This window comes from Methylobacterium crusticola (genome assembly GCF_003574465.1).
Classification (GTDB): Bacteria; Pseudomonadota; Alphaproteobacteria; order Rhizobiales; family Beijerinckiaceae; genus Methylobacterium; species Methylobacterium crusticola.
The window spans coordinates 1-12472 of sequence record NZ_QOWC01000226.1 but is presented as its reverse complement, the minus strand read 5'-3'; the positions used below and the strand labels follow the sequence as shown (position 1 = coordinate 12472).

13 protein-coding genes are annotated in these 12472 nt (G+C 75.6%); 3 read left to right on the top strand and 10 right to left on the bottom strand.

Going from position 1 to position 12472, the window contains the following annotated elements:
- Nucleotides 1-96: 96 nt before the first annotated feature.
- Genes DT057_RS31135 through DT057_RS31115 form a run of 5 tightly spaced genes read right to left on the bottom strand, consistent with a single transcriptional unit; the run spans nt 97 to nt 4420 of the window.
- A complete protein-coding gene (locus tag DT057_RS31135) occupies nt 97-912 on the bottom strand; it encodes an alpha/beta hydrolase (protein ID WP_128565929.1) in 816 nt (271 codons plus the stop codon).
- On the bottom strand, nt 905-1825 hold the full coding sequence (locus DT057_RS31130; RefSeq protein WP_128565928.1) for a polysaccharide deacetylase family protein: 921 nt from the start codon (nt 1823-1825) through the stop codon (nt 905-907). The genes DT057_RS31135 and DT057_RS31130 overlap by 8 nt, the downstream gene beginning before the upstream one ends.
- A complete protein-coding gene (locus DT057_RS31125) occupies nt 1822-2601 on the bottom strand; it encodes an ABC transporter ATP-binding protein (protein WP_128565927.1) in 780 nt (259 codons plus the stop codon). The genes DT057_RS31130 and DT057_RS31125 overlap by 4 nt, the downstream gene beginning before the upstream one ends.
- 8 nt (nt 2602-2609) lie before the next feature.
- Nucleotides 2610-3476 carry an ABC transporter permease gene (locus DT057_RS31120; RefSeq protein WP_128565926.1) on the bottom strand — a complete coding sequence of 289 codons (867 nt, stop codon included), beginning with the start codon at nt 3474-3476 and terminating at the stop codon, nt 2610-2612.
- The gene (locus DT057_RS31115) at nt 3473-4420 is read right to left on the bottom strand and encodes an ABC transporter substrate-binding protein (RefSeq protein WP_128565925.1); all 948 of its coding nucleotides are present in this window, start codon (nt 4418-4420) and stop codon (nt 3473-3475) included. Before DT057_RS31115 ends, DT057_RS31120 begins: the two co-directional genes overlap by 4 nt.
- A gap of 151 nt (nt 4421-4571) precedes the next feature.
- Here DT057_RS31115 and DT057_RS31110 point away from each other — a divergent pair, with 151 nt between their 5' ends.
- Together DT057_RS31110 and DT057_RS31105 are read left to right on the top strand one after the other, a co-directional pair.
- Nucleotides 4572-5480 (top strand): LysR family transcriptional regulator, encoded by a 909-nt coding sequence (locus DT057_RS31110; RefSeq protein WP_128565924.1) that lies wholly within the window; start codon nt 4572-4574, stop codon nt 5478-5480.
- A 248-nt stretch (nt 5481-5728) separates the two neighbouring features.
- A complete protein-coding gene (locus DT057_RS31105) occupies nt 5729-6742 on the top strand; it encodes a cation diffusion facilitator family transporter (protein WP_128565923.1) in 1014 nt (337 codons plus the stop codon).
- Between the two features lie 64 nt (nt 6743-6806).
- Here the strand turns inward: DT057_RS31105 and DT057_RS31100 are convergent, their stop codons facing one another.
- The 3 genes from DT057_RS31100 to DT057_RS31090 all read right to left on the bottom strand — a co-directional run bounded on the left by DT057_RS31100 (nt 6807) and on the right by DT057_RS31090 (nt 9742).
- Nucleotides 6807-7652 (bottom strand): class I SAM-dependent methyltransferase, encoded by an 846-nt coding sequence (locus DT057_RS31100; protein ID WP_128565922.1) that lies wholly within the window; start codon nt 7650-7652, stop codon nt 6807-6809.
- A complete protein-coding gene (locus DT057_RS31095; protein WP_128565921.1) occupies nt 7649-8698 on the bottom strand; it encodes a lysylphosphatidylglycerol synthase domain-containing protein in 1050 nt (349 codons plus the stop codon). The genes DT057_RS31100 and DT057_RS31095 overlap by 4 nt, the downstream gene beginning before the upstream one ends.
- 156 nt (nt 8699-8854) lie before the next feature.
- Nucleotides 8855-9742, bottom strand: coding sequence for an alpha/beta hydrolase (locus tag DT057_RS31090; RefSeq protein ID WP_128565920.1), 888 nt, complete (start codon nt 9740-9742; stop codon nt 8855-8857).
- A 194-nt stretch (nt 9743-9936) separates the two neighbouring features.
- On the opposite strand from DT057_RS31090, the gene DT057_RS31085 reads away from it, so the two are divergent.
- The gene (locus DT057_RS31085) at nt 9937-10560 is read left to right on the top strand and encodes a GNAT family N-acetyltransferase (protein WP_203236424.1); all 624 of its coding nucleotides are present in this window, start codon (nt 9937-9939) and stop codon (nt 10558-10560) included.
- A 61-nt stretch (nt 10561-10621) separates the two neighbouring features.
- On the opposite strand, the gene fliJ is transcribed toward DT057_RS31085, so the two are convergent.
- Complete coding sequence (gene fliJ / locus DT057_RS31080; RefSeq protein ID WP_128565919.1) at nt 10622-11029, bottom strand: flagellar export protein FliJ; 408 nt, start codon at nt 11027-11029, stop codon at nt 10622-10624.
- 95 nt (nt 11030-11124) lie between these two features.
- Nucleotides 11125-12472: flagellar protein export ATPase FliI (fliI, locus tag DT057_RS31075; protein ID WP_128565918.1), on the bottom strand; the 1348-nt coding region annotated here is incomplete at its 5' end.

Genomic DNA, 12472 nt, shown 5'->3' with positions numbered 1-12472 from the left:
CCGACGCCCGCAGCCGGGCCGACGCCCGCAGGCGGGCCGACGCCCGCAGGCGGGCCGAGGCCCGGGCGGGCCGGCTTGCGGCGGCCCGCTGGGGCCTCACCCCCGCGCCAGCGCGACCGCGGCCCGGGTCAGCGCACCGTCCGGCCGGGCCAGCCCGTCGAGGATCGAGAAGTGGTCGTCGTCGAGGGGCAGGAGGTCGCCGGGCAGGCCGGCCCGCGCCCGGGCGGCCTGGTACTCGGCCGACTGGCGGCGCAGCTCGGGCAGCTCCCGGGTGCCGAAGGCCACGGTCAGGGGGCCGGACGCGGCGGGCAATTGCCGGATCGGCGACAGGGACGCGACCTCCTCCGGCGTCAGGCGCAGGGCGTCGTCGAGGGCGGTCCGGCGGATGGGCGCGAGGTCGAAGACGCCGCTGACCGCGAGCCCGGCATCGACCCCGGGCCAAGCCATGGCGAGCGCCGCGAGGTGGCCGCCCGCGGACCAGCCCGAGACGACGAGGCGCCCGCGGGCGGCGTGCGCGCGCAGCCAGGCGACGGCCGCCCGCACCTCGCCCGCGAGAGCCGTCAGGGTGGCCTCGGGGCAGAGGGTGTAGCCGATCATCGCCACGTCGAGGCCGTGGGCGAGCGGTCCCTCGGCGAGGCAGGAGAAACCCTCCTTGGCGTTGCGCTGCCAGTAGCCGCCGTGGATGAAGGCGAGGAGCGGCGCCTGCGCGCGGCCGCAGCGAAAGACGTCGACGCGCCGGCGCGCCGCCTCGCCGTAGGGCAGGTCGAGCTCGCCCGGATGCGCCGCCCGGAAGGCGGCGCTGCGCTCGCGCAGGCGCGCCATCGCGTCGGCGCTGCCCGGCACGGCGCCGGAATTGTCGTAGGCGGCGCTCAGGGCGGCGCGGTCCATGGTGCGCCAGTCGGCCTCAGGCATCGTCGCCCGTCCCGCGGTACCACGCCAGAAGGTCGCGGCCCTGCCAGAACAGCACGTCGGACCGGGCCTGGAGCGCGTCGAGCAGCCGCTCGATTGCGCCGATGCGGTGCGGCACGCCGGTGATGTAGGGGTGGATGGCGAACCCCATCACCTTGGCGCCCCCGAGGGGCCCGTCGCCGGCGGCCTCGGCGGCGAGCCGCTCGACCTGGGCCAGGGCCCGCTCCACGAACTCGTCGGCCCGGTGATGCTGGATCGCCAGGAGCGGGATGTCGTTGAGCTCGACCGAGTACGGCAGGGTGACGAGGGGGCCGTGCGCCGTGGCGATGCGGCAGGGCCGGTCGTCCATCACCCAGTCGCCGACATAGGCGATCCCCGCCGCCGCCAGGTGGTCGGGCGTGTCCAGCGTCTCGGTCAGGCCGGGGCCGAGCCAGCCCAGCGGCGGCGCGCCGGTGAGCCGCGCGATCGCCTCGATGGTGCGGGCGATCATGGCGGGCTCGTCCCCGACCCGGTGGGTCGGCACCTGGTGGAAGCCGTGGCCCATGAACTCCCAGCCGGCATCCCGCGCCGCGCCGGCGACCCGCGGGTAGGCCTCGCAGACCGAGCCGTTGATCGACAGGGTCGGGCGCAGGCCGCGCCGGGCGAAGGCCTCGAGGAAGCGCCAGAACCCGACCCGCATCCCGTACTCGTGCCAGGCCCAGTTCGGCAGGTCGGGCAGCAGGGCCGCGGCCGTCGGCGCCACGAGCACCTGCCGGGGCATCGGGTTGTCGATGAGCCAGTGCTCGACGTTGACCACCGGCCAGATCGCGACGTGCTTGCCCTCGGGCAGGGCGAGGCGCGGGCGGTCGACCGCCGCCCGGTAGGCGAGGCGGCGCTCGGGGCGGCGGACGTCCTCGGAGGCGGGACCCTGGGTCATGCGGCCTTGCGGGCGTGGTGGCTGTGGAGCTGGCCCGCCAGCATGCGGCGGACATCGTTGAAGTCCGGCGCCGAGACGTCGCGCCGGCGCGGCAGCGCGATGTCGTGGACGGCCTCGATGCGGCCGGGCCCCGGCGACATCACCACCACCCGGTCGGCGAGGAAGATCGCCTCCTCGATGGCGTGGGTGACGAACAGCACCGTGAGCCCGGTGCGGCTCCACAGGTCCAGGAGCTCGTCCTGGAGCCGCTCGCGGGTCATCGCGTCGAGGGCGCCGAAGGGCTCGTCCATCAGCACCACCTCGGCGTCGTTGGCGAGGACCCGCGCGATGGCGACGCGCTGCTTCATGCCGCCGGAGAGCTGGTGGGGATGGGCGTCGGCGAAGCGCTGGAGGCCCACGAGCTCGATGTAGCGCTCGGCGGTCTCGCGCACCTCGGCGGCGGGGCGCCCGCGCGACCGCGGGCCGAACCCGATGTTGTCGCGGACCGTCAGCCACGGGAAGAGGCCGTAATCCTGGAACACCATGCCGCGGCTCGGGCCCGGCCCGGCGATGGGCTTGCCCCACATCAGGGCCTGCCCCTCGCTGGCGGCCTCGAAGCCCGCGACGACGCGCAGGAGCGTGGACTTGCCGCAGCCCGAGGCGCCGAGCAGGCAGATGAACTCGCCCCTGCGCACCGCGAGGCTCGCGCCCCGCAGGGCCTCGACCCGGCGGCCCTGGACGGTGAACACCTTCGAGACGTCCCGGATGTCGAGGATCGGCACGGTCGGCTCAGACATGGTCGCGCTCAGGCATGGGAGGGGCTCCAGGCGAGCAGGCGGCGGCCGATCAGGCTCACGATCCGGTCGGAGACGAAGCCCGACAGGCCGATCACCACCATGCCGCAGATCACGATCTCGGTGCGGGAGAGCTGGCGCGCCTCCATGATGAGCGCGCCGAGGCCCGTGGGCACCCCGGTCATCTCGCCGACCACGATCACCACCCAGGCGAAGCCCAGGCCGAGGCGCAGGCCCGTGAAGATCGACGGCAGGGCCGCGGGCAGCACCACGCGGGCGAACTGCGCCGAGCCGCGGCAGCCCAGCATGGCGGCGGCCTCGAACAGGCGCGGCTCGACCGAGCGGACGCCGAACACCGTGTTGACGAGGATCGGGTAGAAGGCGCCGAGGAAGACCAGGAAGTAGGCCGAGCGGGGCCCCAGGCCGAACAGGATCATGGCCAGGGGCAGCCAGGCCGTGACCGGCACCGGCCGCAGCACCTGGAAGGTCGGGTCGAGGAGCTCGCGCACGAGTGGCACCCGGCCGATCAGGAGCCCGAGCGGGAGCGCGCAGAGCACCGCGAGGCCGAAGCCGCCGAACACCCGGGCCAGGGAGGCGAGGAGGTGGGTCATCAGCGTGCCGCTGAAGGCGTCGTCGTTGATGCCGCCGACCGCGAGGTCCCGGAGCTCGGTCCAGACCTCCGCCGGCGGCGGGATCAGGCTGTAGGGCCGCCCGGCCGTCGCCAGGTGCCAGAGCAGGCCGAGGGCGAGGGGCAGCGCGACGGCGAGCAGGGGCTCGCGCAGGTGCCCGAGGCGCAGGCCCGGCCGGGGCGCCGGCGCGGCGGCCAGGGCCGCGCTCTCGGCCGCGCCCGGGGCCGCGCCGATCTCGGCCGTGCTCACGCGGCCCTCATCTGGTCGACGAAGCGCGTGTCGATGAAGGTGGCGAAGTCCGGCACGCGCTTGATCTGCTTCAGCGCCAGCATGTGCTCGGCGTAGGCCCTGGCCTGCTTGATCTCGGCCGGGCCGAGCTGCCAGGTCAGCTCGACGTTGGGGGCGGAGAGCTCGATCGCCTCGCGCTTCTGGCCGAGCTTCGCCACCGCCATCGCCACCATGGCGTCGCGGTTCCTCGCCGCGAATTCCGTGGCCTTGCGGTGGATGTCGAGCATCTGGCGCACCAGGGCGGGCTTCTCGGCCAGCGTGTCGCGGTGGGCGCCGAACACCATGTTGAGGGCGCCCATCTCGGTCCCGTAGGGATACTCGACGAGCTGGCCGATGCCGCTCGCGAGGCTGACGCCCGGCCCGGGCTCGGCGCCCACGTAGGCGTCGACGTCGCCGCGGGCGAGGGCGATGTGCATCTCGCTGAACGAGATCCGCACCGGCACGATGTCGCGCACGCTCATGCCCTCCTGGCGCAGGCGCTCCAGCACGAACACCTCCTGGGTCGAGCCCGGCCAGATCGCCACGCGCTTGCCCCGGAGGTCCTTGAGGGCGGCGATCCCCCCGTCCTTCCTGGCGATGATCGCCATGCCGCGGTTGCAGGTCGAGGCGATCACCACCAGCGGCTCGCCGGCGGCCGCCCCGAGGGTGGCGGCGGCGATGCCGAAGGTCCCGAAATCGACCGACTTCGTCACGACGGCGTTCTTGCACTCGGTCGGGCTCTCGAAGGGCACCACCTCGACCCTCACCCCCGCCGGCGTGAACTGCTCGTAGAAGTGCGGGGCGATCGAGTGGATCAGCTTCAGGGAGCCCATCCGGATCACGGTCGGCTCCTGCGCCCGCGCGGCGAGCGGGCCCAGCACGAGTCCGGCGCTGAGGCCGGTCAGGACGTCACGGCGGCGGATCATGGCGGCATTCCGGGAGGAGGGACCTGCCGGCACGCTAGGGGAGCGGCGTGTTGCAATCGAGTGCTGGTTTTCGATTGACCCGTTGCGCGCTCGGCAACACTCTGGCGGCCGCAGCGCCGTCCCGCCGCCCGGCCCCGCACGTGGTCCCGCCATGAAGCACCTCCGGACCCTCGCCTACATCGCCGAGATCGCCCGCAGCGGCTCGATCCGGCGCGCGGCCGAGAGCCTGCACATCGCGCCGTCCGCGCTCACCCGGCAGGTCCAGGACCTCGAGTACGAGCTCGGCACGCCGATCTTCGAGCGCATCGCGCAGGGGATGCGCCTCAACGCGGCCGGCGAGCTCCTGGTGCGCCACATCCGCGACCAGATGGCGGACCTCGAGCGGGTGCGCTCGCAGATCGCCGACCTGTCGGGCGTGCGGCGGGGCCACGTCGCCCTGGCGTGCAGCCAGGCCTTCGTCACCCACGTCATGCCGGACGAGGTCGAGGCCTACCGGGCCCGCTTCCCCCTCGTGTCCTTCACCGTGCAGGTGCGCGACCACGTCCAGGCGGTGGCGGCGCTGACCGCCTTCGAGGCCGACCTCGCCCTGGTGCTCCAGCCGCCGCCCTCCGCCGACCTGCACGTGCTGCTCGCCTGCCGGCAGACGCTCTGCGCCCTGATGCGGGCGGCCCATCCGCTCGCCCGGGAGGCCGGGCCGGTGCGCCTGCGCGACTGCCTCGCCCACCCGCTCGCCCTGCCCGACCGCACGCTCGCCATCCGCCACCACCTCGACCGCGCCGCCGCCCGGATGGGGGCCCCGCTCCGCCCGGCGATGGAATCGGGCTCCCTCGAGTTCCTGCGCAACCAGGTCCTGCGCGAGGACGTAGTGAGCTTCCAGGTCCCGAGCGGCATCCCGGACGACCCCCGGCTCCGGGCCCGCCCCGTCGACCCCCGCGACCTCGACGCCATGGCGATGATCCTCGGGCAGCTGCGGGGCCGGATGCTGCCCGTCGCGGCGGCCAAGTTCGCCGACCAGCTCGCCCTGAACCTGAGCCGCCGCTACGGGACGGGCCTGGGCTGAGGGGAACGGGGGCCGGCCGCGGGGGTCCGGCGCGCGCACCTGACGCATTCCCGGGTCGGCGGCGGCCTTCGGCCCGATCTCGCCTTCGGGCCGAAGGCCGCCTATTGCTTCCGGCTCAGCCGCACGCACGATGCGGCCCGGCGGCCCGGCGGCCCGGCGGCCCGGCGGCCGGCACGGCGGCGCGCGGGTCCATCGGGCTCCCGGGCCCCTCGCGGCGGGCGGCCGGACGACGAGAGGCGAGGACCGGCATGGGTCTCCATCACGCGCCGCACGGCCACGACGGCCACGGCCATCCGGCGCACGACCATCCGGACCACGGCCACGGGGGGCACGGCCACGGGGCGCACGGCGGCGGGCACCGCCACGGCGCCGGGCACGTCCACGCGCCGGCGAGCTTCGGCCGGGCCTTCGCCATCGGCATCGCGCTCAACACCGGGTTCGTGCTGGTCGAGGCCGCCTACGGCGTCCTGGCGGATTCCGTGGCGCTGCTGGCGGATGCGGGCCACAACCTCTCCGACGTGCTCGGCCTCGTCCTCGCCTGGGGGGCGGCGACGCTGGCGCGGCGCCGGCCGAGCGCGCGCTTCACCTACGGCCTGCGCGGCTCCTCCATCCTGGCGGCGCTGTTCAACGCGGTGTTCCTGCTGATCGCCGTGGGGGCGATCGGCTGGGAGGCGGTGCAGCGCTTCAGCACGCCCGCCCCGGTGCCGGGGGCGACCGTCACGGTGGTGGCGCTCGTCGGCATCGCGGTGAACGGCGTCACCGCCTGGCTCTTCGCCTCCGGGCGCAAGGGCGACCTCAACATCCGGGGCGCCTACCTGCACATGCTGGCGGACGCGGCCGTCTCGGCCGGCGTCGTCGTGGCGGGCCTCGTCATCGTGGCCACGGGCTGGACCTGGGTCGACCCGGCGACGAGCCTCGTCATCGTGGCGGTGATCGTGGCGGGCACCTGGGGGCTCCTGCGCGACAGCGTCGTGCTCTCCCTCGACGCGGTGCCGCCGGGCATCGACCCGGCGGCCGTGCGCCGCTGCCTCGCCGAGCGCCCGGGCGTCGCCGAGGTGCACGACCTGCACGTCTGGCCGATGAGCACCACCGAGACCGCCCTCACGGCCCACCTGGTGATGCCGGGCGGCCACCCGGGCAACGCCTTCCTGGGGGAGTGCGCCGGGGTGCTGAGGGAGCGCTTCGGCATCGCCCACGTGACGATCCAGGTGGAGATCGCCGGCGGGCCGGCCTGCGCGCTCGCGCCGGAGACCGTCGTGTAGGCTCCCGCCTCGTCGCCACGGGGGCCGGAGCCGGGGGCGCGGCGCGCCCCGGCCGGCCGCGCCCTCAGCGCTTGCGCAGCCAGAGGCTCGACTCGTAGGCGCCCGCCGGCAGCGGCAGCCGCTCCACCACCGACCCGGCGAGGAGACCGGTCCCGGCCGCGACGTAGCGGCTGGCGAAGACCGGCGCGTAGGCTCCGCCCTGGAGCAGCGCGCCGACCGCGACCTGCTCGTTGTAGCCGCGCCAGGCCCACGCCGCCGGGTAGGCCTCCGGCAGGAAGACGTCGTGCAGGTGGACGAGCACCCCGGGGGCGAGGCGGGGCAGCACGTCGAGCAGCACCCGGTCGACGTCGGTGCCCGGCATGGCGACGTGGCTCGAATCGACGAACAGCACGTCGCCGGCCGCGAGGCCGGCGGCCGCCGCGGCGTCCGCCTCGCCGAACAGGCGCGCGGCGTGGCGCACCGGCAGGTCGGCCAGGGTCGCGCGGGGCGCGGGGTCGATGCACGTGATGGCGGTCGCGAGGCCGCCGTCGCGCACGGCCTGGGCCAGGAAGCGGGTCGAGTGGCCCGACCCGATCTCGACGATCCGGCGCGGCCGCTCCCGCCGCACCAGCGCGTAGGCGGCGGCCGCGTCGAGGCGGGGGAACCAGTCCTGCTCGAAGCGGGGCGGGCGTGCGCCGACGAGGCCCGGGCCGCCGGCGGCGATGCGGGCGAGGTCGGGGCCGAGGGCCTCGATCTCCGCCAGGAGGCTCCGGAAGGCGGGCTCGGCCGCCGCCAGGATCGGCCGCAGGGCGGGGTAGCCCGCCGGCCGGGCCGCGGCGGCGTGGCGGTAGGGCACGAAGAACCCCTGCGGCCGGCCGCCGAGCAGCGTGCGCAGACCCTGCCCGGCCCGGCGCAGGCGCGCCCGGGTCATCCCGCCTTGCGCACCTGCGCGGCGTCGAGCTTCGGCGTGATGCCGGGGCCGTCGATGGGCGGCGGCGGCACGGTGGCGGGCGACTCGACCGGCCCCCGGAGGGCGGCGGCGAGGCGGCCGCGCTCGAACAGCAGCACCACGACGATCGCCATGGCGAAGGGCAGGAGCAGGTAGAACAGGCGGAAGATCAGCACGGCGGCGAGCACGTCGGTCTTCGGCAGGTCCGGCATCGCCGTGATGAAGACGAGCTCGAACACCCCGAGCCCGCCGGGCGCGTGCGACACCAGGGCGACGGAGAACGAGGCCAGGAACACCGCCAGCACCACGAGGAAGCCCGGGTTCCCGGCCTCCGGCAGCGCGAAGTAGATGATGCCGGCCGCCCCCAGGAGCTCGAGGGGCGCCGCCACGAGCTGGCGCACCATGATGCGCGGCCGCGGGTACTCGATCTTGAAGGCGCGGATCGTCAGGGGCCGGAAGTGCAGGATCGACCCGACGACGTAGAGGGCCACGAACGCGAGGAGCGCCGCGCCGATGATGCGGGCCGTGGTCGGGCTCGCCAGCATGGGGGGCAGCAGGTCCTTCAGCCGCTCCAGGAGGTCGGGCTTCAGCACCAGCACCGCGCCGCCGAGGAGCGCCGTGCCGAGCCCGAACGTGAACGAGCAGAGGGCGACCAGGACGGCGATCTGGGGGGCCGAGAGGCCCTTCGACGAGTAGGCGCGGTAGCGGACGACCGCGCCCGAGAAGACCGAGGCGCCGATGTTGTGGGAGAGCGCGTAGGTGGTGAAGGAGCAGACCGAGACGAAGAGCCAGGAGATGCCCTTCACGCCGAGGTGCAGCAGCGCGATGCGGTCGTACCAGGCGAGGGCCGCGTAGGCGACGAGGGTGGAGGCGATCGCGAGGAGGTAGCGGTGGGGCGGGATCGCCCGCAGGCTCGCCTCGACGTCGGCGAAGGACAATCCCTTCAGGAGGTGCCAGAGCAGGTAGACCGACACCACGACGGCCACGAGGCCGATCGCCGGCCAGATGAAATCACGGATCTTCTTCATCTCAGGGCCCGCCGCATCCTCGTGTCGGCGCGCTTCTGCCCGAGCGCGCCCGTCGCCGCAAGGACGATCCCCCGCCCGACGGGGCCCTCCTCCCACGCGATCGTGACGGTTTCGTGCCGCCGGGGCGGCGGGCCCCGGACCGCGGCGCCGGCGCGCTCAGAGGCCGCGGGCATCGAGCCAGTCGAGGATCTGGCGCGCCACGCCCTCGGCCCCGTGGTCGAGCTGGAGGAAGTGGGCGATGGCCGGGACGGTGCGGTGCTCGGCGCCGTGGTAGAGCGCCGTGCGCCAGGTCGTCGCCGGCCAGATCATGCGGTCGTCGGCCCCGCCCATCACCAGGGCCGGCAGGCCCGCGAAGGCGGCCGAGAGCGGGAAGGCCGGCCAGTGCGCCTCCGCCAGGGCGAAGGGGCTCTCGGAGGACATCCGGGCCGCGTAGGCCTGCGCCCGGGCGACCGGCAGCCCCTCGGAGAACAGCCAGTGCCGGGCGAGCGCCACCGCCGGCTCGCGGCCCGGCAGCAGGGAGCCCGCCAGGGCCTCGACCCAGAAGCCCGCATCCGTGAGGGCGATGCGGGAGCCGACCAGGGAGAGCCCGTCCGGCGGCAGCGAGGCGAGGAGGACGAGGCCCCGCATGGCCGCCTGCCCGATCAGCCGCTGGGCGAGGAGGCCGCCGAGGGAGTGGCCGACCACCACCGGCGGCTCGCGCCACTGCGCGAGGCCGAGGCGGAGGTCGTCGAGGTAGTCGCCGAGGGAGGTCGTGCGCAGGGCCCCGGCGCCCTCGCTGCCGCCGTGGCCGCGCAGGCTCAGGGCGGCGGCGCGCCGGCCGCGCCGGGCGAGGTGGGGCAGGAAGATCTCCTGCCACATCCAGGCGCCCCCGAAGGCGCCGTGCAGGAACAGGAGCGGCGCCCCGCGGGGCTCGCCGGCCGGCCGCGCCTCGATCCACTCGAGGGCCGGCCCGTCGCGGCGGTGGATCAGGCGGGTCGACACGGTCGCCGCCGGCTCGGTGACGACGCTGAAGCGACGCCTCTCCTGCCCATATCCGTCGTGCATGCTCGCGCGTCCGCAACCCGATCGACCGGTCACGACAACGTCCGTCCGACGGCGGCGTTCGGCCCCTCGACCTTAGCGCAAAGCTTGACGGAGCGACAGCCGCCGGCGAAGGGATCGCGTCCGAGGCCCGGCCGCATGGTTGACGCCGTCCCGACGGGACGCCCGGGCCGGCGCAGCGCAAGGAGTGACCCGGCATGACGGACGGACCCCGCGACGCCCCGCGCCTGTGCCTCGACGGGATCACGCCCGTGCCGCCGACCCACGTCGCCGCGGTGGTGACCTACCTGGAGAGGCGCGAGCCCCCTGCCCGGCCGGCGGCGGCGCCCGGCCTGCCCCTCGCGGCGATCGGGCCGGACCTCGCCCGCTACCGGGCGCTCTACGCCCGGGTCGGCGCGCCCTGGCTCTGGTTCGGCCGGGCGCGGCTCGACGACGCGGCGCTCGGCGCCGTCCTGGGCGACCCGGACGTCGCGGCCCTGGCACTCGTCGAGGGCGGCCGCGACGTCGGGCTCCTCGAGCTCGACTGGCGCCGGCCCGGCGAGGCGGAGCTGGTCTATTTCGGCCTCGCCCCGGGGGCGATCGGCCGCGGCCTCGGACGGCGCCTGATGGACGAGGCCCTCCGCCGGGCCTTCGCGCGCCCGATCGGGCGGCTCTGGGTACACACCTGCACCCTCGACCATCCGGGCGCGGTGGCGTTCTACGAGCGCTCGGGCTTCCGCGCCTACGCGCGCGTCGTGGAGGTCACGCCCGACCCGCGCCGCGGGGGCGCGCTGCCGCGGGACGCCGCCCCGCACGCGCCCCTCCTCGACGCGGGACCGTGAGAGGGGAGCGCCGGCGGATCGCTCCGGCCCCGCGGGGCGCCGGGGCGGCCGCCCGGTCCCCTCAGGCGCGGGCCCGGCCGAGGCCGATCGCGTCCATGCTGGCCTGGTCGCGGGCGGTCTCGGCGGCGCGCTCGGTCGTCCGCTCGCGGTCCTCCAGGATCTCGACCTTCTTCAGCTCCTCGAACGCCTCGGCGAGGGCGGCCTTGGCCTCGTCGAGCTGCACGTGGAGGTCGGAGGCGGAGCGGCGGATGTTCTCGCGGCGCTGGGCGGCCGCGCGGGCGTAGGTCGGGTAGGCGAAGTGGGCCGGGTCGGAGATCCCGGCCCGCTGCTCCTCCTGCGCGATCTCGCGGTCGAGGTCCGCGCCCATGCGGGCGAAGTCGGCGATCATCGCCTCGATCTGGGCGACACGGCGGCGCTTCTCGTCGGCCTGGAAGCGGCGCAAGCGGATGAGCGTTTCCCGCGACTTCATTGGTCCCTCACTGCACGCCGATGGCAGGCCGCCGCGCCCGCCCGCGCGCCGCGCGCCTCTCGGACGGCCGCGGAGGGCAGGCACGCGCACCGGCCTCAAGGCCCGCCGACGATCCCGGCGAGGCGCTGGTAACCCTCGCGGATGGAGGTTGCTTCTTCCTTACCCTGTCCCAGAAAAGCCTCCAGATCGGGCATCAGGGCGATCGCCTCGTCCACCTCCGCCGAGGCGCCGGGCCTGTAGGCGCCGAGGCGGATCAGCTCCTCCATGTCGGCGTAGGTCGAGAGGATCCGGCGGGCCCGGCGCACCACCGGCAGGAAGGCGGGGTCGCAGGAGCGCGGCATCGTGCGCGAGACCGAGCGCAGCACGTTGACGGCCGGGTAGCGCCCGCGCTCCGCGATGGCCCGCTCCATCACGATGTGGCCGTCGAGGATGCCCCGGACCGCGTCGGCGACGGGCTCGTTGTGGTCGTCGCCCTCCACCAGGACCGTGAAGAGCCCGGTGATCGCGCCCTCTCCGGTCCCGGGGCCGGCCCGCTCGAGGAGGCGCGGCAGCTCCGAGAAGACGGTCGGCGTGTAGCCCTTGGCGGTGGGCGGCTCGCCGGCCGCGAGGCCGATGTCGCGCTGGGCCATGGCGAAGCGGGTGATCGAGTCGATCATGCACAGCACCTGCGCGCCGGCATCGCGAAAATGCTCGGCGAGCGCGAGGGTCACGTAGGCGGCGTTGCGGCGCATCAGGGCCGGCTCGTCGGAGGTCGCCACCACCACGACGGAGCGCGCGAGGCCGGCGGGCCCGAGATCGTCCTGGAGGAACTCCTGGACCTCGCGCCCGCGCTCGCCCACGAGGCCGATCACCGCCACGTCGGCGGCGGTGTAGCGCGCCAGCATGGAGAGCAGCACCGACTTGCCGACGCCCGAGCCCGCGAAGATGCCCATGCGCTGGCCCGCGCACAGGGTCAGGAAGGTGTTGATGCAGCGCACCCCGAGGTCGAGGGGCGCCCCGACCCGGCGGCGGGCGTGGGCGGGCGGCGGGTCCGCCTGGAGCCCGTACGCCACGGGCCCGGGCGGCAGGGGCCCGAGGCCGTCGATGGGCCGGCCGAGGGCGTCGATCACGCGCCCGAGCCAGGCGCGGCTCGGGCGGATCGCGCCGGCGCCCTCCGCCCGGACCCGGGCCGGGCAGCCGCGGCGCACGCCCTGGAGCGAGCCGAACGGCATCGCGAGCGCGTGGGCCCCCGAGAAGCCGATGATCTCGCAGGGAACGGCGCCGCCCGGGCCGGCGCCCTCCACGGCCACGTCGAGCCGGCCGCCGAGCCGCATCGCCGCGACCGGGCCGGCGACCTCGACGAGGAGGCCCCGGATGGCGACGACCCGGCCGAACACCTCGAGGCCCTCGACGCCCTCGAGGGCGGCGCGCGCGCGCGCGAGGGCGCCGGGGCCCGCCTCGCCG

Bases quoted from the DNA above. Each gene is read 5' to 3' on its own strand.
- DT057_RS31135 (WP_128565929.1), bottom strand. From the start codon at position 912: ATGCCTGAGGCCGACTGGCGCACCATGGACCGCGCCGCCCTGAGCGCC.
- DT057_RS31130 (WP_128565928.1), bottom strand. From the start codon at position 1,825: ATGACCCAGGGTCCCGCCTCCGAGGACGTCCGCCGCCCCGAGCGCCGC.
- DT057_RS31125 (WP_128565927.1), bottom strand. From the start codon at position 2,601: ATGTCTGAGCCGACCGTGCCGATCCTCGACATCCGGGACGTCTCGAAG.
- DT057_RS31115 (WP_128565925.1), bottom strand. From the start codon at position 4,420: ATGATCCGCCGCCGTGACGTCCTGACCGGCCTCAGCGCCGGACTCGTG.
- DT057_RS31110 (WP_128565924.1), top strand. From the start codon at position 4,572: ATGAAGCACCTCCGGACCCTCGCCTACATCGCCGAGATCGCCCGCAGC.
- DT057_RS31105 (WP_128565923.1), top strand. From the start codon at position 5,729: ATGGGTCTCCATCACGCGCCGCACGGCCACGACGGCCACGGCCATCCG.
- DT057_RS31100 (WP_128565922.1), bottom strand. From the start codon at position 7,652: ATGACCCGGGCGCGCCTGCGCCGGGCCGGGCAGGGTCTGCGCACGCTG.
- DT057_RS31095 (WP_128565921.1), bottom strand. From the start codon at position 8,698: ATGAAGAAGATCCGTGATTTCATCTGGCCGGCGATCGGCCTCGTGGCC.
- DT057_RS31090 (WP_128565920.1), bottom strand. From the start codon at position 9,742: ATGCACGACGGATATGGGCAGGAGAGGCGTCGCTTCAGCGTCGTCACC.
- DT057_RS31085 (WP_203236424.1), top strand. From the start codon at position 9,937: ATGACGGACGGACCCCGCGACGCCCCGCGCCTGTGCCTCGACGGGATC.
- fliJ (WP_128565919.1), bottom strand. From the start codon at position 11,029: ATGAAGTCGCGGGAAACGCTCATCCGCTTGCGCCGCTTCCAGGCCGAC.